A 23,548-nucleotide genomic window follows, 5' to 3' on the forward strand; every position below is an offset into this window, starting at 1 on the left:
CAGCTCGGTGAGGTTCTCGTTCTCCATCGCCTTGGCGAGGCGGACGGCCTCCTCGATCCGCATCGTGTACGCGTCCTGCTCACCCGGCTTGCGCTGGAAGGAGCAGTACGCACAGGAGGCGGTGCACACATTCGTCATGTTCAGGTGACGGTTCACATTGAAGTGGACGACGTCGCCGTTCTTGCGCGTCCGCACCTCATGAGCCAGCCCGCCCAGCCATGCCAGGTCGTCACACCCGTAGAGAGCGACCCCGTCCTCGCGGGACAGCCGCTCCCCCGCATAGACCTTCTCCTCCAGCTCACGCTTGAGTCCTGCGTCCATCCCCAACTACCTTCCTAGTGCTTGACCTTGGCAAAGAGTGCTCACAGGCGCTGATGGCATCGCCTTAGTAGATTCCTTCGGGAGCGGCCCGGGAGACCTGCAGCGGTTGTACGTTCGCCACCCCGTCGCAGGGCCAGTCCGCAGAGGTGCGGTACCGCGTGGCCTGGTCGCGTTCGAGGATGTTGGGCAGGAAGAGATCCTCGTGCAACACCGTGAGCCGGACCTGACCCACGTCCCCGTGGTCCACCGTCCGCGTCGGATCGTTCTTGTCGACGACGGACATGGTCACCTGCGGATAGTGCGGGACGTACGGAAGGACGTCGCCGTTCTGCTCCGGGGGCAGGCCCATGGCGCAGCCGAAGGTGTTTCCGTAGGCCGTCCCGATCGGACCGCCGTCCAGCGCCGCGGCGAACTCCCGGTACATCGCCGGCACGATCTGCGTGCCGCCGAGCCCCACGCCGTCGAGCTGCGCGACCAGTTCCGGACGCTGTCGCACCAGCGCCTGGAACAACGCCGGCGTCGTCTCCAGGTAGTCGATCCGGCGGCTGCTCATGACGTCCGTGATCTGGTCGACGACGTGATCGACGTAGTGGTTGACCTCGGCCAGCCGGCATCCCCGGATGAGCTGCTTGATCCAGCGCGGGTCGAGGTCGATCCCGTAGACCACCGACGCATACAGATGGGCGATCTGCGCGGCGCCCTCGCCCACCACATGCGGCCCCCCGGGAGTGGCGTAGACCCAGCTGCGGCCCGGTTCGAAACCCGCCGTGACCAGGCCGAACCGGCGCCAGTGGGAGTGGTGGTCGAGCATCGACCGGGTGTAGAAGACATGGCACGGGCGGCCGGTGGTGCCACCCGAGTCGAAGACCCGGCCCGACAGCGGGCGCGGCACGGCCTGCGGGACCAGGTCGACGGGGTCGAGGTCCCGCAGCGCGGCGAGCGTGAAGTGACCGAACGCCGACAGTTCGGCGTAGTGCGTGATGTCGAGCGGATCGAAATCCAGCTCGTCACGGCGCTTGAGCCAATAGGGACTCCCGGTGTCCGGAGCGAAGTGGCGCCGTACGACATGCCGGGTCCACGCGTCGAGGTCCATGGACAGCCAGCGCTCCATGCGGGAGGTGTCCAGTGGTGCGGTGGTCGGCGGCATCGCCGTTCCTTTCCTGCCGGGAAGGCCGCAGTCGCGCGCGGATCTGCGGGAGCCGGGCTGCCGCCCGCGTCACCCGGCCGGACCGGCACCGGGGTGACAGTCCGACACGGCGACGCCGGCGGCCCCTCTTCATACTCGCCGAGTCCACTCTGGGGAATTCCCCATACCCACAACGGGTTTCCTGGGAGGGACGGCGCCACAGCCCCGCGCCGGCGGCCCGAACGAACCCCGGCGGAGGGGACCCATGGCTCAGCGGCTGACGATTGCCCACTCACCGTGCCCCAATGACACCTTTGCGTTCCATGCCTGGTCCCACGGGTTGCTCCCGGAGGCTCCCGGCCTCGTGGTGACCATCGCGGACATCGACGTCACCAACGACCTCGCGGAACGCGGTGCCGCGGATCTGCTCAAGATCTCCTACGCGGCCCTGCCGTACGTCCTGGACGAGTACGCGCTGCTGCCGTGCGGCGGCGCGCTGGGCCATGGTTGCGGGCCACTGGTCCTCACCCGGCCCGAGGACACTCCGGCCGGCCGTGGCCCGGAGCGGCTGGCCGGGCGGAGCGTCGCGGTGCCCAGCGTGCGCTCGACCGCCTATCTGCTGTTCCGCCTGTGGGCGGCGCGGGCCGTGCCGGGCGGCGTGGGCGAGATCGTGGTGATGCCCTTCCACGAGATCATGCCCGCGGTCCGGGACGGCGCGGTCGACGCCGGGCTCGTCATCCACGAGGCCCGCTTCACCTACCAGCAGTACGGGCTGCACCGCCTCGCCGACATGGGCGAGGAATGGGAGGCGGTCACCGGCCGGCCGATCCCGCTCGGGGCGATCGTTGCCCGCCGGGACCTCGGGGAGGACCAGCTGCGGGCGGTGGCCCGGGCCGCCGCCGACTCCGTCCGCTTCGCCTGGGACGACCCGTCGGCATCCCGCCCCTACGTCCGCGAACACGCCCAGGAGATGGCTTCGGACGTGATCGACCAGCACATCGGCCTGTATGTGAACGACTACACCGCGGCCCTCGGCGAGGACGGCTACGCGGCAGTGCGGGAACTGCTCGACCGGGCCGCCACCGAGGGCCTCGTCCCACCCGTCGCCCCCGGCGCACTGGACTTCCCCGGGGTCCGGTAGCCGCGGGGCCGGCCCGGGTCGCCAGGGCCGCATCAGGAAACGTTCGCCCTGTACGGGGCTACGGTGAAAGTCGAGTGCGACACGTACCGCTCCAAGGCCATGATGTGGATCATGACTGTGTACGTCGACATTCCTGCCCGGCTCGGTGAGAGTCGTCTGTCTGATGGACGGTTGCTTGGTTGGGCCGAGTGGGGGCCGTTGGACGGGGTGCCCGTTCTGTTGTGTCCGGGGGCGGCGACGAGCCGGTGGCTCGGCTTCGGGGCAGGGGTTGTTGAGGCGCTTGGAGTGCGTCTTGTCTCTGTGGACCGCCCGGGGCTCGGTGCCTCAACACCTGCGCCCGGCCGGACCTTCTCCGACTTCGCCGCTGATATTCGGCAACTCTGCGTGCTGCGAGGGCTGGGGCATCCGGCTGTGGTCGGGAACTCACAAGGCGCGCCGTTCGCTCTCGCCTGCGCCGAGGAGGGTGTGGCCTCGGCACTGGCTGTCGTCTCCGGCGCGGATGAGGTCGCCGCGCCGGAGTTCGCTTCCGCTCTGGCGGCGGACCTCCGTGGCCTGGTCGAGCGGACCGCGTGCGACCCGGTCGGCGCCGAGGAGTTTTTCGCGGGCTTCACTGCGGATGCGATGTGGGGCATGGTCATGGCCGGGAGTCCGGGGTGCGACCTCGCCGTGTATCAGGATCCTGATTTCGCGGCTTTTTACCGCAGGGCCCTGGACGAGGGATTCGTTCAAGGTGCTGCTGGTTACGCCCGCGACACGGTCCTGTCCATGGGGCGGTGGCCGTTCGCCCCCGACGAGATCACTGTCCCGGTCGAGATCTGGTACGGCGAACGGGACACCAGCCACTCGCCCGATAACGGAGCACGGCTCGCTACCCGTATACCCGGTGCTCATCACCGTGTCGTACCGGGCATCGGCGGCGCGCTGCTGTGGACACATTCCGCGTCGATCCTCACTTCGCTCCTTGAGAAGGCCACGACGGACCGGTAAGCGACCGGCTCATGGCAGTGGCGGGACGTGAGGGGTGCGCTGTGTCGGCGGCTCAGCCGACGCGCACTGGACGCGGTTCGAGCCGTTGCCCGCGAGCGGTGGGCCACGGCCCCGCGGCCGGTCTGCCCACCGTCCGAAACGACGGTGAGCAGACCGCAACGACGGTGGACGGACCGCCCGCGGAGCCGCCCCGGCTACCCCTCGACGGTCACCGGCACGGCCTGCGCGCGGACCGCGTCGACGAGTTCCATCGTGGCGATCGCGTCCTGCCGCCACCGGGCCTCACCGGGGTCGGCCGCGGCGCCGCCGGCGGCCACGGCCGCGGCGAATCCGGCAAGGGACCGGCTGAGCTGATCCGCCGCCGGGAGCGTGAACTTCTCGACGTGGTCCTGTTCCTCCAGCACCAGCTCCGGCTGGTACCCGGCCGGCGGGGTGAACGCCCGGTCCACCGTGACCTTCGCGCCCGCGCCCCACAGGGAGTAGCACGAGCCGTAGGTGTGCTCGAAGCCGAACTCGACGCTCGCCAGTACACCGGACGGTGACACCAGCAGCGCCTGACCCGACAGATCGAGCCCGTCGGACCGCCGCACCCGCGTCGTGGCGCCCGCCACCCGCAGCCCGGGGCCCAACAGCAGCACGGCCGCCCGCAGCGGATACACCCCAGCATCCAGCAGCGCACCGCCACCGAGTCCGGGCACGTACCGGATGTCCTGTGCGGGCAGCGGCGGGAAGCAGAACGCGCCGCGGAACGAGCGCAGCCCGCCGAGCCGCCCCTCGGCGATCATGGCTGCGACCGCGTCATGCTGCGGATGGTGCAGGAACATGAAGTTCTCCCGCAGCACCAGGTCACGGCTCTCGGCCAGGGCGACCACGGCCCGGGCCTCGTCCGCCGTCGTGGCGATCGGCTTCTCGACCAGGACGTGCTTGCCCGCGTGCAGCGCCCGGGCCGCCCACTCGCCGTGCAGCGACGGCGGCAGGGAGATGTAGACGGCGTCGATGTCGTCGCGTTCCAGGAGCGCTTCCGTGCTGGCGGCGGCGCAGCCGAACCGGTCGGCGAACCGCTGGGTGCGCTCCGGACTGCGGCCGCCCACCGCAACGAGTTCGGTCTGCGGGCAGTCCGACATCGCCGGAAGTACCCGCCGCCACCCGAAGGACGACGTACCCAGCGCGCCGAAGCGCACCGGTTTCGCCCCGGCGCCCGCGTCGTCGCGGTCGGGGGCCGGGCCGCTGCGTGCGGCCAGCTGCGGTGGGGGAGTGGTGCGCTGAGCTGGCACGGAGTCATCCAATGGAAATCCTCGGGGGCTGAGGCGGGGCGGTCTGCCACCACCCGGTGATCGGTGGGCGGCCCAACGGCCAGGGAACGCCGGCCCGGCCGTGACAGCCGGGCCCGGGGGGGGAATCAGCCCCAGGTCACCGGCAGTTCGTACACGCCGTAGTGCATCGCGGTCTCCCGCAGGGGTACCTGGTCCGCGGGCACCGTGAGCCGCAGGTCCGGGAAGCGGTCGAACAGCTTCTGGAAGCCGATGCGCAGCGACGCCCTCGCGAGGTGCTGTCCCAGGCACTGGTGGATCCCGAAGCCGAACGCCAGATGCCGGCGCGAGGGGCGGTCGATGTCGAACTCGTCGGCGTTCTCGAAGTACCGCGGATCACGGTTGGCCGAGGGCAGCGAGAGCACCACCGTCTGACCGGCCTTGATGGTCCGGCCGCCGATCTCGACATCCTCCAGCGCCACCCGGCTCGCCCCGAAGTGAGAGATCGTCAGGTAGCGCAGCAGCTCCTCGACGGTGTTCTCCATCAGCTCCGGCCGCGCCCGCACCTTCGCCAGCTGCTCGGGGTGCTCCAGCAGCGCGAAGGTGCCCAGCGCGAACATGTTGGGAGTGGTGTCCAGCGCACCGCCGATGGCGATCCAGGCGATGTTGAACATCTCCTGTTCGGTCAGCTCGCCGGTCGCGATGAGCTGACCGAGCAGGTCGTCCCCCGGATCGCCGGCGAAGCGCTCGGCCATCATCCGCTCCAGCGTCGCGTTGAGCTCGTTGTTGTGATGGATGAACTCGTCGAGGGTGTAGTCGATCCGCATGATGACCGAGAAGTGCTCCGCCAGGGCCGTCAGATCGCTCTCCGACACCCCCATGATGGAGCAGGTCGACCTGGCGGGGATCTTCTCCGCGAAGACCTTCACCAGGTCCACCGGCGGCTCCATCTCCGCCATTTCGTCGAGCACACCGTCGATGATCCGTTCCAGCGTGGGCTCGTACTGCTGGATCTTGCGTACGGTGAAGAACCCGGTCAGCAGCCGCCGGTAGCGGGTGTGCTCCGGAGCGTCCATCCGCACGAAGTTGCCCGGCGCGGAGGGCTCGGGGGAGTACTCCTCCACCTCGAACGGCGGCGAGTGCACCAGCGCCAGCAGCTCGCTGCGGTGGCTGAACCGCGGGTCCGTCATGATCTGGCGGATGTGATCATGCCGGGTGATCAGCCAGCCGTCCTTCTCGCGCGGCGACAGCTCGAAGCTCACCGGGCTGATCGGGTCCTCCTCGCGCAGCTGCGCGTATTCGGCAGCCGGATCGAAAGGGCAGGTGCGCTTGTACGGGATCACCGGCGCTTTCGGCTCGTAAACCATGACTCCTCCGTTGCTGTTGGTGGCCACTGGGGCGCCGCGCTCGGGGCCCGTGCGCGGCGTGCGGCCGCACCGGGTACGACGGGCGGCCGTCGCAGACCGAAGACGTTGGTCCGGTTCGGGAAGCGGGACAGCTCGGTGCCGTGCCCCGCGGGGGCGGGCGGTGGCCGGTCGAGCGTGCGGTCGAGGGCAGGTCCGCACTACGAGGTGCGCGAGCGGCGCCCCGAGGTCGTAGTGGATCCCATGGCGACTCCCCTTTCGGTGTGGCCCGAGCCCGATGACAGCCACAGCCCAGCACGGAGCGGTCAGAGGGAGCCAGCCCGGCGGGGGAACTCTAGGGAATTGCCAGTCAGGGACGCCGGGCGGAGCCGCGCCGTGCGGGGGCCTTCCCGCCTGTTCTCCGCTGGTTTCCCGGACCCGGCCGGGAGCACCGCGCACCCCGCGGCAGGGCCGTACCACCGCGACGAGACCGGTGTACGGCCCGTACCTGTACTCGTACCCGTGCCCGTACTCGTACCCGTACCCACCACCACGTCAGCGCCCCCCGCCGGTCCCGTGGCCTACTGCGGAGGGTTCCCGTGTTTGCGCGGCGGCAGGTCGGCCTGCTTGGTGTGCAGCATCGCAAAGGAACGGATCAGCACCGCTCTGGTCTCGGCGGGGTCGATGACATCGTCCACCAGCCCCCGTTCGGCGGCGTAATAGGGGTGCATCAGCTCGGACTTGTACTCCTTGACCATCCGGGCCCGCATCGCCTCGGGATCGTCGGCCTCCGCGATCTCCTTGCGGAAGATGACGTTCGCGGCGCCCTCGGCGCCCATCACCGCGATCTCGTTCGTCGGCCAGGCATAGGACAGGTCCGCGCCCACGGAACGGGAGTCCATGACGATATAGGCGCCGCCGTAAGCCTTGCGCAGGATCAGCTGGATACGGGGAACGGTGGCATTGCAGTACGCGTACAGCAGCTTGGCCCCATGGCGGATGATGCCCCCGTGCTCCTGCCCCACGCCCGGCAGGAATCCGGGCACGTCCAGCAGGGTCAGCAGCGGGATGTTGAACGCGTCGCAGTGCTGGACGAACCGGGCCGCTTTCTCCGAGGCATGGACGTCCAGCACACCGGCGAGCGACCGGGGCTGGTTCGCGACGACGCCGACGACCTCCCCGCCGAGCCGGGCCAGCGCACACACCACGTTCGTCGCCCAGCGCTCCTGGACCTCCAGGAACTCGCCGTGGTCGGCGATCTCCTCGATGACCTCGCAGACGTCGTACGGCTTCTTGCCGTCCGCCGGGACCAGGTCCAGCAGGCGGTCGCAGCGGCGGTCCGCCGGGTCGGTGGTGGGGACGGTGGGCGGCCGCTCCCGGTTGTTGCCGGGCAGCAGCGACAGCAGGTAGCGCACGTCGTCGAGGCAGGTCTGCTCGTCGTCGTAGGCGAAGTGGGAGACACCGGAGATCTCGGAGTGGACGTCGGCGCCGCCGAGGCCGTTCTGGGTGATCTTCTCGCCGGTCACGGCCCGGACGACATCGGGGCCGGTGATGAACATCTGTGAGGTGTCACGGACCATGAAGACGAAGTCGGTGAGGGCGGGGGAGTAGGCGGCGCCGCCGGCACACGGGCCGAGCATCACGGAGATCTGGGGGATGACGCCCGAGGCGCGGGTGTTGCGGTGGAAGATGCCGCCGTAGCCGGCCAGCGCCACGACGCCCTCCTGGATGCGGGCCCCGGCGCCGTCATTGAGCGAGACGAGCGGGGTGCCGGCCGCGAGCGCCATGTCCATGATCTTGTGGATCTTGGCGGCGTGGGACTCGCCCAGCGCGCCGCCGAAGATCCGGAAGTCGTGCGCGTAGACGAACACCGTCCGGCCGTGCACCAGCCCCCACCCGGTGACCACACCGTCGGTGTACGGCCTCCGGGCCTCCAGACCGAACCCGCTGGCACGATGCCGGCGCAACGGCTCGACCTCGGTGAAGGAACCCTCGTCCAGCAACAGGCCGATCCGCTCACGAGCGGTCAGCTTGCCCTTGGCGTGCTGCGCCCCGGTCGCCCGCTCACCGGGCCCGTTCCGGGCCTGCTCATGGAGGGCGTGGAGTTCGGCCACCCGCCCCCGGGCGTCGTGCGGCACTCGCTCGGCGGGGCCCTGCTCGCGGTAGGTCATCGGCAGCGATTCCACCTCTCCACATCAGCGCTTTCCCGCACGTCCCCGGGCGGCTACGCGGTCCGTGGCCGTACGGCGGGTGAGGGCACCGCGGCCGGGTCCCGTGGTCGTGTGGCGGGTGACGGCAGCGAGGCCGGGTCCCGCAGTCGTGCGGCCGGTGACGGCACCGAAGCCGGACCGCAGAATTCCAGCGTGCCGTCCCGTCTCCAGCGGCCGAGCCGGCCCGAGGCCAGCACCGGTGCGGTGTCCTCGGCCAGGCAGGCCCCGTCGGCGCTGCGAATGCTGCCGTAGGGCAACGCGGGCCCCGTGGCGTGGACTTCACCGGTCTGTCCGGTCGGCACGGGGCTGCCGGCCGGGTCCACCACCTGCACATGGACGCCGGGCACCGGGCGGCTCGCCCCCGGGTGCTCCGGCCAGGGGTTGTCGGGGCTGAATTCCCGCACCGTCCAGGGCATCGTGCCGTCCGCGGCGGCGAACTCCACCCACAGCGGCGCCCGGGGCAGCACCTCGAAGTGCCGGTCGATCACCGTGCGCGGGCAGGGACCGCCGATCAGCACGGTCAGCCGCGGGGCCACCGGGTGGGAGTCCAGGGAGAAGGACTGCAGAAGCAGCCCGTATTCGTCCGGGCCGAAGACCGCGGCGGCCTTCCGCTTCGGGGCCGGTGAGCAGGCGAAACCGTCGTAGCGGGACGGCACATGAAGCGTGCCCCCGCAGGCGAACGCCCACCACATCGCGGGCAGTGTCGTCGTGCGGACGGGAGGATGGTGCACGATCACCCCGTCGTGCGCACTGCCGGCCCGGCGGATCCTGGCGGACAGCGCCAGCTGCCACGCGCGATGGTCGGTCAGATAGCCGCCGACCCCCTGGCGGTCCGCATCGGAGACCAGCAGGTAGGCGGCCTCGGTGTGCCCGGAACGCGGCAGCGCGGGATCCGGCCGCTGGGCGGCGATCTTGCTCCAGGTGGCCGGGTCGTCCAGTACCCACGACATGCAGCGGTAGCTCCAGACCGGTCGCGTCACGGTGCTGCACAGCACCACCTGGGCCCCGCTGACCTCGATGATCCGGTCGAGCCGCGCACCGCGCGACGCAGCGGGGACCGGTACGCACACCCCGCCCGCCTTCAGCACCGCGAGCTGTCCCACGACCGCCTGCCGGTGGTCGCCGCAGTGGACGACCACCGGGTCGCCCAGCTGCACTCCGCCGCGTACCAGCGCCGACGCCAACTGCCCGGCCCGGGTTTCGGCTTCGCCGTAGGACAGATGGTGCTGCCCTTCCTGGACGGCTCTGGCCATCGGGAACCTGCGGGCCATGCTGGTGAACATGCCGTCGAGGGTGAGCGGCAGAGTCTGCGGAAGCCGCCGCCGGTACGGTCTGGGTGCCGCCTGTCCGAGCCTGCTGCCGTCGGACAGTGTCTGTTGAGCGACCACTTCGTCCCCCTTTCCTGCCGGCCCCCACAAAAGAACCCGAGTGACTTCCGCGCGGAAATCCTGGTGCGCAGTCGTGGCCGCCCCGGCAGCCTCCCTGCACAGCAGAGGCCGGGAACGGGACCTCCCGCCGACCGCGGCGGAACGGTCGGACCGGCGCGACCTCGGACGAGCCGCCGCCCGGAATCCACGGCAGCGGCATGCCCGTCAGCCGCAGCCATTCCTACTAGGACGAACCATCGGCTGATCGCCAGCTTCGCCGCACGTTTTGGATGTGGACAAGGCCGTTTGCCGGGAACTAGGAGAATTGCTGGTAGTCCGGTGGCGCGGGGCGGACGGCGCGACGGCGGAGTACGAGGCCCAGCGTGCCCTGACCGGCCTGACTGCCCTGTCGGGGCGCGGGGCTGCGGACAGGCCCGGGTGAGGTGCCCAGGACCCACCGGAACAATCCAGCCGAAGGTCGGACGAACTCCCGAGCCGAAAGGCCCCGGGCCCCGCCGGTCGATGCTCCGGCCACCTGCCTACCTGACTGCCGGGCCGCGTGGCTGTGCCTGTTCACGGGTTGCCCACAGCCATGATCAAGCATTCCACGCTCCACGCCGCCCCTGGCCCCTCTGACCTCTCAGGCACCCCTCACCCACCTCGACCGCCGAGACTATTCTTGCCTGCAGAAAATCGAGCAACTTCGGGGAATCTCATGGTCGATGACGCGCACACCGACTCCACCCGCGCTCCTGCGTCCTTCTCCGCGGCGTACGACGCCGTACTGGCCGCATGGCCCGTCCCCGTCGAGCCGGTGGACGTCCGCACGGACTTCGGGACCACGCGCGTCAACGTCTGCGGGCCCGCGGACGCTCCGCCGTTGGTGCTGCTGCCCGGCGGCGGGACGACGTCCACCGTGTGGCACGCCAACGTGGCCGAACTGGCCGCCACACACCGGGTGTACGCGCCCGACATCCTCGGCGATGTCGGCCACAGCCCTGCCGACGGCCCGCGGCCCGTCACGAAACTCGCCGACCTCATGGACTGGCTCGACACGCTCCTGAGCCACTTCGACATCGACGCGGCCGACGTGTGCGGCTACTCGTACGGTGCGCAGATCGCCCTCGGCTACGCCCTGCACGCTCCGGGCCGGGTACGCCGTCTCGCCCTCATCGACCCCAACAACTGCTTCGCCGGAATGAAACCCGGCTACCTCCTGCACGCGCTGCCGTTCCTCATCCGCCCCACCGCCGCCCGCGCCCGTGCCCACCTCGCCTGGGAGGCGGGTGGTCTGCCGCTCGACGCGGCCTGGCGGGAGGTGTACGCCCTGGGCGCGGCCCGCACCCCGCGCGCCAAGGTGGTCATGGCACGCCGTCCGCCCGCCGACCGGCTGCGCGAACTCACCGTCCCCACGCTCGTGCTCCTGGCCCGGCAGAGCAAGGTGCACGACATCGAACGGGTGCGGGCCGGTGCGGAGCGGCTGCTGCCCGACGTCGAGTGCGCGGTCATCGACGGCGCCTCACACCACGGCCTTCCGATGGCGAACGCGAAGGACGTCAACCGCAGGCTGGGGGCGTTCTTCTCGGCCGGGGCTTAAGCCCTGCCCCCTTCTCGTTCGGGGTGCCTGCGTTCCGCTTCGAGGCGGGCGCCGTGCGGCTCATCGTCGCCGCCGAGGTCACCGGGGACCACCGCGCCGAGGCACTGGCGCGGTGGCAGCGGCGCCTCCTCCAGCACGAGGCGGAGCACGGCGGCGGCAGCCCCCGGTGACCGGGTCGGTACGTCAGCGCTTCGGCGGCGGCTTGATGAGGTAGAGCCGGCGGGCCAGGTCCAGCGCGGTCAGCATCACGTTGGCGCCGTTCCAGCGGTACCGGCGCTGCTGCCCCCACACGGCGCGGTTGCCGCCGCTCGGGTCGGCGGCGTGCGCGTCCACGACGACCTCGGACCGATCGCTCCAGTCATGGATCTCCGCCTCGTGGTCGCCCACCGTCCAGTCCTGCCCACCCCGGATGTGCTGGGCGATCAGCCCGGGAATCAACTGGAACCGCGACCCTTCGGCCAGCGCCACGGCCAGCCTCTCGACACCGTCCTGCAGCCTGTGGTTGCTCGTGCCGGGGTCGTTGTCGAACAGTTGGCGTACGGCATCCCTCAGGAGACCCCGGCCGACTTGGATGGTGGGGAGGTCGCGATAGGTGACGGGGAAGGGGAGGCGCGACCTCTGGGCGCCCTCGTACACGTCATCCGGGACCATGTCTCTCCCGCCCTCGGTGAACGTGTAGACGATCTGGCGGCCGTCCGCGCGACGCACGTAGAAGCCCAGCAGATAGTTGTCGGACCGGCGGAAGAGTCCTCGGACCTGGCGGCCATCGATGTCGTCGCGCTCGGCGAGCCGTCCGATGTTGATCGACTGGAAGGCTTCGGGGTCGGGGTTCCGGATCAGACGGCCGGACCCGGGCTGCCGGGCGGCCTCGTCCCCCAGCATCGCGCTGCGGATGTTCCCGACCGTGTGCGTGTAGAGGTTGGCGTACTCCTCGTCGCTTCCTGCCATCCTCGGCTGCGGCTGGGCCTGCGCCTGTGGCCGGGCTTGCGGCTTGGCCTCCGGGCTGTTCTGGGCGACCGCGCTTCCCGCGCCGAGCGTGCCCGCCAGCACGGACACCACGACCGTCGCACTGACCAATCGCCGCCGCAGCGACCCGTGTTCAGTTCCTCGCGTCATCTCTTCTCGGCCTCCCATGTCAGGCCCAGAACTCGAACTCGGCCCGCAGATTGCCCTTGGTGACCCGGCCTCCGTCACTCCAGTAGAGGGCCCTGTACTCCTCGCCCTTGTTCAGGCGCAAGCTGATCATGGTCGAGCCGTAAGCGCCGCAGTGGTCGTTGCCGCAGGCCCAGTCCCACGTGACGCGGTTGCCTTTGCTGTCGATGATCTCGATCCAGTCCCAGCCGTCGTACGGATCCCGCCCCGAGGGCGTCATCCATGTCACGTTGATGCCGGTGAGGTGGGACTGGTACCACCAGCCGCGGTGTTGCGCCGGCGACACCTCGCTGATCAGGTAGTCGGCGTTGAGGATCGGGAACTCCGCCCCGGCGTCCCCGGGGCCCACTTTCGGGTGCGTCGGCGGCTGCCAGTGCTCACGCGCCGAGTCGGTCGCCGGAGCCGGCTGCACAGCGGCCGTCGTCGACTTCTCCGCACCCTGCGACGCCGCGGACGCCGTCCCCAGCGCGATCACGGACACACTCGCGAGCACCCCGGCCATGACCGCGGCCCGCCGCCGGGGCGTGTTCACCCCGGCGTATAAGGAAGAAACCTTTCCCATGCCTCGTGAACGGAACAACATGCGTAGCCCACCTTGCCGTTGATCGGTGATCGATGCACCGGAGACGCTAGGAAGCGGCGTTCAACGTTCGTTTGACGACCGCTCAACGCGAGCCTTCACGCATGCATGCGAGGCATGACGATGACGTCGCAGACCTCCGCCTCAACGTGCTCCCAGGAGCCCGGTGGGTCGGCGTGCCGATGGGTCGTACGGCCGACCGGGAGGTCCGACCCACCGGACAGTACCTAGGCCCTGTCCGAGATCGCCGAGGTGACGTGCTGGTGGGGCCGGGTGTGAACCCGGCCCTCATCACTGGCCCACCCTTCCGTCGATGCGCTCGCGCAACAGGTCGGCGTGCCCGCAGTGACGGGCATACTCGTCGATCCTGTGCACCATGAGCTCCCGGACCGCGATCCCGTCCTTCCCGACCCGCTCGCCCAGGTCCGGGTGCTCGGCGAGGGCGGCGTCGGTCGCGGCCTGCTCACGCTCCAGATCGAGATACGCGGTGTCGACTACGGTCTGCTCGGCGACAGCTCCGTCGAAGTCCGCGTCACGCTTGCCGTACAGCTTCGGCAGCGGGTCGCCGTCGCTGATCCAGTTACGCCAGTCCCGTTCCACCTCGGCGAGGTGCCGAACCAGGCCGAGCAGTGACATCGTCGACGGCGGAACCGACCGACGGGCCAGTTGCTCCGCATCCAGGCCCTCGCACTTCATCCGCAGTGTCAGGCGGTAGCCCGTCAGGAAGTCCTGCAGCGTCGCAAGTTCGCCGTCCGGACTGACTCCTAGGTTGTCGCGGGGGTCGTCGTCCGGATCGGCCCACATGTCGGGGTAGACGGTCGCCTGGGTCCATCGCGCGGGTTGGTCACTCATACGTGGCATGTTCGTCCGTGACGGCCCCGGTTCGCTACTCAGTTATCGCTGCGAGTCAGCTCTCGCTTCGAGGCGACGCCATCGTGGCATCAGGATCAGGATGAGGTGCCGGTCTCCGCGATGAAAGCCTCCAGCTGACGGCGGGTCAGTCGCCAGATCTGGTCCTCACCGGTCTCGGCCGGGGCGAGGCGCTCGGCGGGGCGGCGGCGGTGTTCGGTGAAGCCGAGTCGGGCCGGGACGGCGCCGCTGGCGCGGTTGGCCGGGTCGTGGATGACCTCGACGAAGTCCACGCCGGGGAGGCGGAAGGCCTGCTCGACCAGGGCGCGGGCGGTCCGGGTGGCCACACCACGGCCGGTGGCGCCAGGGTGCAGCCAGTAGCCGATCTCGCGGCCGTTGTCCGGGGCGTCGTCGCGCCGGAACAGCCCGCAGGCGCCGACGATCGCCCCGTCCAGCACGATCGCGTAGGTGAACTCCTCTCCGCTCGCCCAGCGCTCCGGGCGTTGGGCCAGGAAGTCGGTGGTCCTGGCCAGGCTGTGCTCAGCGACCCAGGGCATCCACGGACGCAGGTGCTCCAGCGACTCCTCGATGACCCGGAAGAACTCCGGAAGGTCCGCCTCGCCGTTGAAGCGGCGCAGCGTCAGGCCGTCCAGCTCGATCACCTGCTGTGGAAGATCCATGCCAGGAGGATCGTATGCGGCCGCTTCCGTCGGCAACGGGATTACGGGACATGGTCCGGGGCGGGCAGGGATGGGGGGCGGCGCTTGCCGCGGACGCCGTACGCGCCTCCTCGGAAAACGGCCGGCGCGCCGCCTCCGCAGACGGGCGGCGGACGGCCGCTGCCGAATGCGCGCCTGCCCCTTGCCGCAGATCGCTCATCCCGGGTCTCGTCAGTTGACCTCATGGTGCACAGCGGCGCGAAATGGCAAGAGCGGGCGTCGTTCGCACTCCTTGAATGAACCGGGCGAGGGTGGAGACCGGCGAATTGATCCAGAACACGGACTCATCGACAATCGCTGTCTGGAAGTGAACGACGCCGCACCCAATAGGGCTGGATCCGGCCACCATCTCGCTGTCGCACATTCTTCCGGTCGCCATTCTCTGGGCGCTTGGGGACTATTGCGGATCCCGATGGATTTCAGGCGTTCTGCTGTGGCGGCGAGAATCCAACGGATAGAATATCGCGCGCTGCTCGCGATGGCGGTTGGCGAGGTCGGCGGTGGGGGGCGAGGGCACCGTGATTGCGTTGCAAGAACACACAACTCAGGGCTGTCCTGCCCGAGGTCATGAACACGCGTTCGCTTTTTCTGGCCTCCGACGCTTACCCCTCGCCCGCAATATCCTCAAGCGATCACCACAGAGCGGTCCACGCACCAGCGTGGACCCTCTTTCTTTTCCGTGGCGTTCGCACCGGCGTCCGCGTCCGGGGCCACGAAGTGGTCGTGCAGCGAGAAGCGAGTGCTTCGTTTTCCTGACAAGAAAAATGTGGAGTGTGATGCCATGAACCGATTCGGCAGAGACTCTCGCCGGTCGGCCAGGCGGCTCGTGGAGCCGCTGGCGCGCGTGGGGTTATCCCTTCTCTTGCTGGCCGGCGGTGCCGTGGGAGCGACGGCCGGACCCGCCGCCGCTTCGACCGCCGACGGCACGCTGACGGTTGAGGTGCTACGCGACTTCTTCGGCACCGGCGTGATCAACGCGACGATGGACGTCCCACAGCGGGGCATGAAGGTGGAGATCTCCGACCCCGCTGGGCACCATGTCACCGGCGTCACCGATGCCACGGGAAAGGTCGTGGTGTCGCCGTCGAACGTGCTGAGCGGCGGCCAATACCGCGTCGACGTCAGCATCCCGGCACCGTACAGCGACTACCTGCGGGCGGCGCCCGCGTCGACGGCGGAGAACCACTTCCACAGCTTCACGTCGTTCGTGGATGTGTCGGACGGAAAGAACGCCTCGGTGGTGACCGGGGTGTGGGATCCGGCCGACTACACGCTGCCGGACTCGCGGTACTTCGTGCCGATCCACAACGGCGCCAACGGGACCGACAACCGGGCCTTGGTGGCGTTCGGGACGAAGACCCGGGGCACCTGCCCCACCGATGTGGCGTGCCCGACCACGCTGGCCACGCAGGACCAGGTGGGCACGACGTTCGGGTTGGCGTACGACAAGCGCCGGACCCGGCTGTTCCAGAGCGCGTTCGCCCGCCGGTACGCCCCGTACGGGCCGCAGGGCGGGGGCGCGATCTACACGGTGCCCGTCAACGGCTCGGGTGCGCCGGAGCTGTTCGCGCGGGTGCCGGACGCCGCGGAGACGCGGCACGACACCGCCAACATGATCAAGGATCCCGGGTTCACCGACGCGCCGGGCAAGGAGAGCATCGGTGGCCTGGCCCTCTCGGAGGACGGCTCCACGCTGTACGCGGTGAACCTGCGGACCCGCAGCCTGGTGAGCTTCGACGCGACGGGGGTCACCGCCGCGGCGCCCACGTCGACGGTCCCGATCCCGGACCCGGGGTGCGCGAGCCCCGACGACTGGCGGCCGTTCGGTCTCCAGGTCCACAACAACACGCTGTACGTGGGCGGCGTGTGCAGCGCGGAGAGCACGCGGCAGCGCGCGGAGCTGAAAGCCTTCGTCTCCACCTACGACGGCAAGCGGTTCACCACGGTGCTGAGCCGCCCGCTCACGGACAAACGCGGCAGCGTCTTCGGTTCCGGCGACAAGGCCACCCACTGGAACCCGTGGAACACCAGCCTGGACACGTGGGACGACCGGAAGGCGGGCGGCGTCTTCATCGATCCGCAGCCGGAGCTGGCCTCCCTCGCCTTCGCCCGCGACGGCTCGATGATCCTGGGTTTCCGCGACCGGTTCATGGACGTGCTCAGTTGGGGAGGGCTGGACCCCCGCCCGGGGAACGACACGGCGGAAAGCGCCATGTCCGGTGGTGACATCACCATGGTCTGCGCCACTCCCACCGGCGAATTCCAGTGGGAAGGCACCGGGAGCTGCCCCAACCACGCCACCCCCGCCAACAGTGGCGGCCAGGCCGCCGATGTCGCCGAATACTTCCCGGGCGACTTTTACGCCAACGCGCACCAGGAGACCGCGCTGGGGTCGGTGGCCTATATCCCGCAGCAGCAGTGGGTCGTCAGCACGGAGTTCGACCCGGTCGTCAACGTGGCGACCTCAGGGACCGGGTACCACGACATCACGACCGGTCAGGGCCCGGGCAACAACCCGACCGCCAACGGATTCCAGTTCGTCAGCGGGGCACAAGGCGGGTTCGGCAAGGCCGGCGGGCTCGGTGACATCGCGTACGCGGCGGCGAACGCGCCGATCCAGATCGGTAACCTCGTGTGGTTCGACGGCGACCACAACGGAATCCAGGACCCGGCGGAAGTGCTGTTGCCGGGGGCGACGATCAACCTGCTGGACGCGGACGGCAAGCAGGTCGCCACGACCAGGACCGATGCCGCCGGCGAATACTACTTCGGTGGTGTCGGCGCCGCGTATCAGCTCACGCCGGGTGCGAAATACACGGTGCAGTTCGACGTGTGTACCGCGGACACCAGCAAGGTGCCCGGCAAGCCCGCGGAAAGCGAGCTGCGGTTCACGCTCCCGCGAGCGGGTGCCAACCGTGCGCATGATTCCAATGTGACCCCGCCGACCACCGGGCAGTTGTGCAACGGCCACGCGCCTGTCACCGCGCCGGACAAGCCGGGCGGGGTCGATCACACCATCGACGCCGGGGTGTACATCCCGAAGGCAACGCCGACCCCGAGCCCGACCTCGACGCCGACCTCGACGTCCACTTCGACTCCGACCCCGAGCTCGCCACCGGCATCTACGCCACCGACCGCTACGCCACCGGCCTCTGTGCCACCGGCCGCTACGCCGCCGGCGCCACCCGCGCCGCCTGCCAACAACCCGGCCCCGGCCGGTGGCAGCACGGGCTCGCTGGCACACACCGGTACGTCCGGGCTGCCACAGATGATCGCCCTGGCCGGTCTGCTGGTGGGTGCGGGCCTGGTCATCGCGTTCATGAGCCGGAAGCGTCGCGCCCAGAAACACTGAACGAACCGAACAACAGTGATCTGCCTGGCCGCGGTCCGGATGGCGCGGTCGGGCAGGCCACGTCGCGGCCGGTCCACGAGGGCCGGCCTTGGCGTCGTCTGTCACTGGACTGCCGAGTGCCGCCGCGACCGCACGGCGGCCGAGCAGTGTGGTGATCGAGAGGGTGAAGCAGAAGAGTGTCAGCGTCGAGCCGCGTGCGGAGCGGGAGAATCCAGCGAGCTCTACCGGGCCGTGCGGCGGACCGGCGCCGATGGCTGCGACCACGCTGGGCGGCAGCCGTCCTGGGCACAGCGGCCGTCGCGGTGGCCGTGTTCCTGGTCGCCGACGGCGGCTCCGGCCCCAGCGGTCCGCGCGCACTGACGTCGGATGAGGCGAACCGGCTGGCGATCACGCGGTTCCGTAACTACGAGGCGCACGGCCGCGCGGTGACGATCACCGTGCCGGGCACCGCCGGCGGGCTGATCGTCACGGGGTCCGTCGACTACCAAGGCAAGCTCGGCTACGGCGTGGTGCACGGCACCGGGCGCGACACCTCCAGCGACGGCCTGATCGAGTGGACGGCCACCTCGGTGTTCGTCCACCCGATGACGCACGCCCCGGCGCACGCACCCGCGTCGCCGCCCCGCTCGGCCTGGTACAGCCGTCCGCTGCAGTCGTCCGGCAGCGCGCTGGACAGTTCGCTGACCATCGCGCTCAGGCTCGGCAGCGACCGGCCGGACAACGCCCAACTGCTGCCGCAGAACGGCGCCGCCTGGTGGGGACGAGACCAGGTGGACGGGCATCAGGTGGACGTCATGACCGGGCCGTCCTCCCCTGGCCGCTCCGGTACGGCGGGCAACGTGCGCTACTGGGTCGGCTCGGACGGCACCATGCACCGGGTCCGCGTCAGCGTGGGTTCCGAGCCGCAGCCGGTGGTCATCGATTTCGGCACCCAGAAGTACGTTCCGGTCAAGCCGGTACCCGGAGTCACCCCGACCGGGTAACCGCTGTTCAGGACGTGTGCACCCGCGCGTTCGCGGCGAGCAGGGACGCTGCCGGCAGCGGGATGCCTGCCGTCGTCGGCAGGGCCGGAACGGCCGGGACAGCGGTGGCGCCCGTAGTGGTGGCGTGGGGGAACTGCGGCTGTGGACCCGGCGCCGCGACCTCGGTGAACGGGATGCCGCCGGGCGCCGTCGGCATCGCCCACCTGCCGCCCGGCGAGGGCGACGTGGCAGGAAGCGGGCAGGACTCGGTGGTCGCGAGCCGGGCGGGCACTGTGGTGCGCAGATCGTTGCCACGCAGGCAGTTGCCCCGTCCCCGCGTGGCGGTGGGGAACGTCCAGCCGACGTCGATGCCGTTGCCGGTGAACGTGTTGTCCACGACCTGGTTGCCCACCGGAGGCATGTCGGCGGTTGCGGTGATCACCAGCCCGGCGTTGCTGTTGTCGGCGATGCGGTTGCGGAGGAACGTGTTGTCGCTGCCGCCGTCGACGCCGATGCCGGTGCCCCACCCGCCGTCGGCCTGCACCGGGGTGGCCCGCTGCTGGTTGGCGGCGATCAGGTTGCCCGCGATGACGGCGCCCCGCTGCGGGAGCAGCTTCTCCTGGTGGTCGGAGTCGGTCGTGAGTCCGACCCGGTTGCCGACCAGGCGGTTGCCGACCACGTACATGTCTCCGCTGGCGTTGGTGCCTTCGTAACCGACCGCGTTGAGTTCGGCGATGTTGTCCCGCACCACGATGTGACAGGGCTTGCACTGTCCGACGTAGATCCCGGAGTCGGCCCCGCCTGACGCGTACGAGTGCTCGATGACACCGTTCTGCGCGGAGAACGCGTAGATGCCGTACAGACCATTGCGGGTCGCGGTCACATGCGAGACCAGGAACGACTTCAGGAAGGTGACAGGCTCATCGCCGGTGTCGTAGCCCCCGGAACGCCCCGGCAGCCCGGCGGCCGCTTTCGTCGAACCGGTGACCAGGACCCCGTTCTGCGTGTTGTTCTTTACGGTGAGGTTCTCCACGGCCACCCCGGGCGCGGTGACGACGATGCCGTTCGGCTGCTGCAACCGCCCGTCGATAACGACCTTGTCCCGGGACTCGCCACGAAGTGTGACACGAGGCGTGGAGACCTTCACCGACTCGTGGTACTCGCCCGGGGCGACCAACACCAGGTCACCGGGGTGAGCGAGCAACACCGCAGCCGAGATCGTCGGGGCGTCAGCCGGCACTCTGATGGTCACGTGCGCGCCGGATGGTCGCCGGCCGTGGTTCGACCCGTCATCGCCGGGCCCGCAGCCCGCCAGTACGCATGTCAGTGTGCTCAGTAACCCGACCATCACGCGAAGACGGAGACGAGGCATGGCGTCATCCTGGCATGAAGTCATCCCTCCAGGAGGCCGATCAACTCGCCTTCCCCAGAAGGGATATGGCATTCGAGGAACTCGCCCTCCGACGGAATGGATATGGCATTCTCCACACCGTGAGCCGAGCCCACTCCCATCCATCACGCCGCGCGTTCCTCGGTGCCACGGGGGCCGTGGCGACCACCGGGTTCACCGCCGGGTGCGAATCGCCCGCACCTCGGCCAAGCCGGCCCTCTTCCCCCGCGTCAACTACACGGGTGCCGCCGACCGGCCGCCATCAGGCAGGCATCACGCTCCCGCAATCGGCCCAGCCGAACCTCCTGTCGGTGGTGGCCGACCTCGGCGACGCCGTGGCCGTCGGCCCGCTGCTGGCCGAACTCGGCCAGGCCGTTCTCACGCTCACCGCGGGAACCGATCCACGACTGCTGGGCCTGCCGCCGGGCGATCTCACCGTGACGATCGGGGTGGGCCCACGGCTGGTGCGCATGGCCCGTCCCGCCCTGCCCGGCGCGGCAGACCTCCCCCGGTTCTCCCGCGAGGAGATCGCCCCGCAGGCACGCGGCGGGGACCTGTTGATGCAAATCTGCGCCAGCGACCCCTTGCTGTTACCGGTCGTCGCCGCCGCGCTTCTGGAGCAGGCCGGTCACCGGATACGTGAACGCTGGCGGCAGTCCGGACGCCGCGGTCCGAACATCCCCGTGGACAAGGGCATCTCCGCGCCACGAAACCTGCTCGGTTTCATCGACGGCATCGTGGGCCCGCACACGACGGCCGAACACCGACGCCACCTGTGGCTGGCCGGGCCGGCTCCCGTCGTCGGCGGGACGATCGCCGTAGTACGGCGCATGGAACTCGACCTGCCGCGGTTCACCGCGCTCCCCGTTGCCGAACAGGAGGCGGTCTTCGGCCGGCGCAGAGCCACCGGCGTGCCCCTCTCCGGCGGGGCCGCGGCCTGGGACCCGAACCTCGGCGCCAAAACACCGGACGGGCGCTACCTCATCCCGGCCGACGCCCACGTCCGCCGGGCCAACCCCAACGCGGTCGGCGTCGGCCTCATGCTCCGCCGCTCCTACAGCACCGACGAACCCACCCCCGGCCTGCTCTTCATCAGCTTCCAGAACGACCTACGCACCTTCACCAACACTCTTGTTCATATGGATGACTCCGACGCACTGCTGCGCTTCACCACCACCACCGCCAGCGCAACATTCCTCATCCTCCCCGGCTTCGACCAGCAGCACCCGCTCGGCGCCAAGATGTTCCACTGAACAGGTCGACGACGGCGCCGTGGGCGTCAGCCGGACGTCGTTGTCGATGGTCACGAGAGCGGGATAGAGGGACCGGCAGTGGAAGTGCGCCGGGGCGTCGCCCACCGTGTCCCGGGTGAACTGTGAGCGGCAGCGGGTCAGCGAGCCGCCGTCGGTGCCGCAGTCGGCCGGCCGGGTCATCACGCTGCTCGGGCCGCTGATGGCCTCGTCACCGCCGGGCCGCCTCTCAAACCCTGTAGGCCCGAAGCCCGTGCATTCGCGCCGAGTTCCGCCCGTGCGGGGTCTCACGGTTTTGATCGCGCGGGAGAAGGATCTGCGGCCGAGGACGCCCCGCATCGCGGAATATCCGGTTCCGCGGAGAAGTCTGACGGCCCATCAGTACGATCAGCGCCGTTGAATCCTGCACCTCCGCCCAGGTGTTGTCTCGTTCGTTGCTTGATCAGCCGGTGCAACTTGATGATCCGTTCGTCCCTGTCAGCATGTGGCGGCGCGGGCCGACCGTCGGCGCGCCGGCTCAACAACCCTCTGCGGCCCGGCCCGGAGGGGAGCCGAGACGAACCAAGGAGTGGAACATGTCGCGTCCCACCCGACGCCAGGTGCTGCACGGCAGCGCCGCGGCCCTGGCCGGGGCGGCGCTCGCCGCACCCGTCGCCTTCGCCGACACCGCTGCCGCCCACCCCGCCGACGGCCACGGGCAGGCAGCGGGAGACGAGCCCTCCGGTGGCCACGAGATGCCGATGCCCTTCGACGAGATGTACCAGGGCCGCCACATAGAGGGCTGGCCGGCAGACGAAGAAGGTGGACAGAACGGAGGTCACCACAGCAGCGGATCCCACGCGGAGCACCGCGCCGGCCAGGCCGGCCCGCACGACGGCATGGACTTCGTCGTCCGCATCGACAACAACGACCTCCATGTGATGCGGAACGCGGACGGCAGCTGGATCAGTCTGGTGAACCACTACGAGACGTTCACCACGCCACGCGCCCTGGCACGTGCCGCCGTCCGTGAACTCCAGGGCGCTGATCTGGTCCCCGTCGTCACCGGCTGAGGCCCACCGCTGACCGTCCCCCCACCGAGGAGTCCTCGACATGGCAGTCCGGAAAAACCAGGCGGACCTCACCGCCACCGAGAAGCGGAACTTCGTCGACGCGGTGCTGGAGCTCAAGCGCAGCGGCCGCTACGACGAGTTCATCAGCACCCACAACGCCTTCATCATCGGTGACACCGACGACGGAGAGCGCACCGGCCACCGGTCACCGTCCTTCCTTCCCTGGCACCGCAGGTTCCTGCTCCAGTTCGAACAAGCCCTGCAGAGCATCACGCCGTCGGTCATGCTTCCCTACTGGGACTGGACTGCCGACCGCACGCCAAGCAGCTCCCTGTGGGCCGACGACTTCCTGGGCGGTGACGGGCGGAGCGGCGACGGCCGGGTGACCTCCGGGCCGTTCGCCTTCGGCAGCGGCAAGTGGCCGATGAACATACGGGTGGACGGCCGGACGTTCCTGCGCCGCTCGCTCGGCACCGGCGTCCGCGAACTGCCGACGCGAGCCGAGGTCGACCGGGTGCTCGCCATGAGCGTCTACGACGCTGCGCCCTGGAACAGCTCCTCCGACGGTTTCCGCAACAACATCGAGGGCTGGCGCGGCCCGAATCTGCACAACCGCGTACACGTCTGGGTCGGTGGGCAGATGACCACCGGAGCGTCCCCCAACGACCCGGTCTTCTGGCTGCACCACTGCTTCATCGACAAGCTCTGGGCCGACTGGCAGCGCATGCACCCCAAGTCGGGCTATCTGCCCACCGGCGACACACCCGACGTCGTCGACCTCCACGACACGATGAAGCCATGGAACGACGTCACGCCGGCGGACATGCTGGACCACACCAAGTTCTATACTTATGTGTGACAGGTTCATGACATTGGCTTGGGCGTCGCCGCTCGGGGTCG

The 23,548-nt window shown here is 69.8% G+C and carries 19 protein-coding genes and 1 pseudogene; 9 read left to right on the top strand and 11 right to left on the bottom strand.

All coding sequences use genetic code 11. The features are described from left to right. Both EST54_RS21005 and EST54_RS21010 read right to left on the bottom strand, forming a co-directional pair. A pseudogene (locus tag EST54_RS21005) lies at positions 1-321 on the bottom strand (aminofutalosine synthase MqnE); the annotation flags it as partial. A 64-nt stretch (positions 322-385) separates the two neighbouring features. Next, positions 386-1,468 (bottom strand): arylcarboxylate reductase, encoded by a 1,083-nt coding sequence (locus EST54_RS21010; RefSeq protein ID WP_129249183.1) that lies wholly within the window; start codon positions 1,466-1,468, stop codon positions 386-388. Positions 1,469-1,712: 244 nt separating this feature from the next. Here EST54_RS21010 and EST54_RS21015 point away from each other — a divergent pair, with 244 nt between their 5' ends. Both EST54_RS21015 and EST54_RS21020 read left to right on the top strand, forming a co-directional pair. Next, complete coding sequence (locus tag EST54_RS21015) at positions 1,713-2,588, top strand: 1,4-dihydroxy-6-naphthoate synthase (protein ID WP_129249184.1); 876 nt, start codon at positions 1,713-1,715, stop codon at positions 2,586-2,588. A gap of 111 nt (positions 2,589-2,699) precedes the next feature. Next, positions 2,700-3,575: an alpha/beta fold hydrolase gene (locus EST54_RS21020; RefSeq protein ID WP_203525310.1), complete on the top strand. Its 876-nt coding sequence runs from the start codon at positions 2,700-2,702 to the stop codon at positions 3,573-3,575. 194 nt (positions 3,576-3,769) lie between these two features. On the opposite strand, the gene EST54_RS21025 is transcribed toward EST54_RS21020, so the two are convergent. From EST54_RS21025 to EST54_RS21040, 4 genes are all read right to left on the bottom strand, one after another. Beyond that, positions 3,770-4,849: a Gfo/Idh/MocA family protein gene (locus tag EST54_RS21025; protein ID WP_244942578.1), complete on the bottom strand. Its 1,080-nt coding sequence runs from the start codon at positions 4,847-4,849 to the stop codon at positions 3,770-3,772. Positions 4,850-4,974: 125 nt separating this feature from the next. Beyond that, complete coding sequence (locus EST54_RS21030; RefSeq protein WP_129249185.1) at positions 4,975-6,192, bottom strand: cytochrome P450; 1,218 nt, start codon at positions 6,190-6,192, stop codon at positions 4,975-4,977. 557 nt (positions 6,193-6,749) lie between these two features. After that, the gene (locus EST54_RS21035; protein ID WP_129249209.1) at positions 6,750-8,339 is read right to left on the bottom strand and encodes an acyl-CoA carboxylase subunit beta; all 1,590 of its coding nucleotides are present in this window, start codon (positions 8,337-8,339) and stop codon (positions 6,750-6,752) included. 53 nt (positions 8,340-8,392) lie between these two features. Continuing rightward, entirely contained in the window at positions 8,393-9,661 is a 1,269-nt protein-coding gene (locus tag EST54_RS21040) for an AMP-binding protein (protein WP_129249186.1), read from the bottom strand. A 799-nt stretch (positions 9,662-10,460) separates the two neighbouring features. Here EST54_RS21040 and EST54_RS21045 point away from each other — a divergent pair. Both EST54_RS21045 and EST54_RS34135 read left to right on the top strand, forming a co-directional pair. Next, positions 10,461-11,342, top strand: a complete 882-nt coding sequence (locus EST54_RS21045) for an alpha/beta fold hydrolase (protein ID WP_129249187.1) — start codon at positions 10,461-10,463, stop codon at positions 11,340-11,342. A 23-nt stretch (positions 11,343-11,365) separates the two neighbouring features. Continuing rightward, on the top strand, positions 11,366-11,512 hold the full coding sequence (locus tag EST54_RS34135) for a hypothetical protein (RefSeq protein ID WP_154074033.1): 147 nt from the start codon (positions 11,366-11,368) through the stop codon (positions 11,510-11,512). A 13-nt stretch (positions 11,513-11,525) separates the two neighbouring features. Here EST54_RS34135 and EST54_RS21050 read toward each other — a convergent pair whose 3' ends face one another. From EST54_RS21050 to EST54_RS21065, 4 genes are all read right to left on the bottom strand, one after another. Further along, positions 11,526-12,458 (bottom strand): ribosome-inactivating family protein, encoded by a 933-nt coding sequence (locus EST54_RS21050; protein WP_161989313.1) that lies wholly within the window; start codon positions 12,456-12,458, stop codon positions 11,526-11,528. 19 nt (positions 12,459-12,477) lie between these two features. Next, positions 12,478-13,056: a hypothetical protein gene (locus EST54_RS21055; protein WP_244942579.1), complete on the bottom strand. Its 579-nt coding sequence runs from the start codon at positions 13,054-13,056 to the stop codon at positions 12,478-12,480. Between the two features lie 309 nt (positions 13,057-13,365). Then, a complete protein-coding gene (locus EST54_RS21060) occupies positions 13,366-13,935 on the bottom strand; it encodes a DinB family protein (RefSeq protein ID WP_129249189.1) in 570 nt (189 codons plus the stop codon). An 86-nt stretch (positions 13,936-14,021) separates the two neighbouring features. After that, complete coding sequence (locus EST54_RS21065) at positions 14,022-14,603, bottom strand: GNAT family N-acetyltransferase (RefSeq protein WP_129249190.1); 582 nt, start codon at positions 14,601-14,603, stop codon at positions 14,022-14,024. Between the two features lie 919 nt (positions 14,604-15,522). Between EST54_RS21065 and EST54_RS21075 the strand changes: the two genes are divergently transcribed. Together EST54_RS21075 and EST54_RS21080 are read left to right on the top strand one after the other, a co-directional pair. Then, on the top strand, positions 15,523-17,994 hold the full coding sequence (locus EST54_RS21075) for an SdrD B-like domain-containing protein (RefSeq protein WP_129249211.1): 2,472 nt from the start codon (positions 15,523-15,525) through the stop codon (positions 17,992-17,994). A gap of 302 nt (positions 17,995-18,296) precedes the next feature. Then, positions 18,297-18,977 (top strand): hypothetical protein, encoded by a 681-nt coding sequence (locus EST54_RS21080; protein ID WP_129249192.1) that lies wholly within the window; start codon positions 18,297-18,299, stop codon positions 18,975-18,977. A gap of 7 nt (positions 18,978-18,984) precedes the next feature. On the opposite strand, the gene EST54_RS21085 is transcribed toward EST54_RS21080, so the two are convergent. Further along, a complete protein-coding gene (locus tag EST54_RS21085; protein WP_129249212.1) occupies positions 18,985-20,196 on the bottom strand; it encodes a right-handed parallel beta-helix repeat-containing protein in 1,212 nt (403 codons plus the stop codon). Between the two features lie 251 nt (positions 20,197-20,447). Here EST54_RS21085 and EST54_RS21090 point away from each other — a divergent pair, with 251 nt between their 5' ends. The 3 genes from EST54_RS21090 to melC2 all read left to right on the top strand — a co-directional run bounded on the left by EST54_RS21090 (position 20,448) and on the right by melC2 (position 23,507). Further along, entirely contained in the window at positions 20,448-21,599 is a 1,152-nt protein-coding gene (locus tag EST54_RS21090; protein WP_129249193.1) for a Dyp-type peroxidase, read from the top strand. Between the two features lie 572 nt (positions 21,600-22,171). Then, complete coding sequence (melC1, locus tag EST54_RS21095) at positions 22,172-22,648, top strand: apotyrosinase chaperone MelC1 (protein ID WP_129249194.1); 477 nt, start codon at positions 22,172-22,174, stop codon at positions 22,646-22,648. A 40-nt stretch (positions 22,649-22,688) separates the two neighbouring features. Then, entirely contained in the window at positions 22,689-23,507 is an 819-nt protein-coding gene (melC2, locus tag EST54_RS21100) for a tyrosinase MelC2 (protein ID WP_129249195.1), read from the top strand. Positions 23,508-23,548 lie beyond the last annotated feature (41 nt).

The organism is Streptomyces sioyaensis, assembly GCF_004122735.1.
Classification (GTDB): Bacteria; Actinomycetota; Actinomycetes; order Streptomycetales; family Streptomycetaceae; genus Streptomyces; species Streptomyces sioyaensis.

Bases quoted from the DNA above. Each gene is read 5' to 3' on its own strand.
- EST54_RS21010 (WP_129249183.1), bottom strand. From the start codon at position 1,468: ATGCCGCCGACCACCGCACCACTGGACACCTCCCGCATGGAGCGCTGG.
- EST54_RS21015 (WP_129249184.1), top strand. From the start codon at position 1,713: ATGGCTCAGCGGCTGACGATTGCCCACTCACCGTGCCCCAATGACACC.
- EST54_RS21020 (WP_203525310.1), top strand. From the start codon at position 2,700: ATGACTGTGTACGTCGACATTCCTGCCCGGCTCGGTGAGAGTCGTCTG.
- EST54_RS21030 (WP_129249185.1), bottom strand. From the start codon at position 6,192: ATGGTTTACGAGCCGAAAGCGCCGGTGATCCCGTACAAGCGCACCTGC.
- EST54_RS21035 (WP_129249209.1), bottom strand. From the start codon at position 8,339: ATGACCTACCGCGAGCAGGGCCCCGCCGAGCGAGTGCCGCACGACGCC.
- EST54_RS21040 (WP_129249186.1), bottom strand. From the start codon at position 9,661: ATGTTCACCAGCATGGCCCGCAGGTTCCCGATGGCCAGAGCCGTCCAG.
- EST54_RS21045 (WP_129249187.1), top strand. From the start codon at position 10,461: ATGGTCGATGACGCGCACACCGACTCCACCCGCGCTCCTGCGTCCTTC.
- EST54_RS21050 (WP_161989313.1), bottom strand. From the start codon at position 12,458: ATGACGCGAGGAACTGAACACGGGTCGCTGCGGCGGCGATTGGTCAGT.
- EST54_RS21055 (WP_244942579.1), bottom strand. From the start codon at position 13,056: ATGGGAAAGGTTTCTTCCTTATACGCCGGGGTGAACACGCCCCGGCGG.
- EST54_RS21060 (WP_129249189.1), bottom strand. From the start codon at position 13,935: ATGCCACGTATGAGTGACCAACCCGCGCGATGGACCCAGGCGACCGTC.
- EST54_RS21065 (WP_129249190.1), bottom strand. From the start codon at position 14,603: ATGGATCTTCCACAGCAGGTGATCGAGCTGGACGGCCTGACGCTGCGC.
- melC1 (WP_129249194.1), top strand. From the start codon at position 22,172: ATGTCGCGTCCCACCCGACGCCAGGTGCTGCACGGCAGCGCCGCGGCC.
- melC2 (WP_129249195.1), top strand. From the start codon at position 22,689: ATGGCAGTCCGGAAAAACCAGGCGGACCTCACCGCCACCGAGAAGCGG.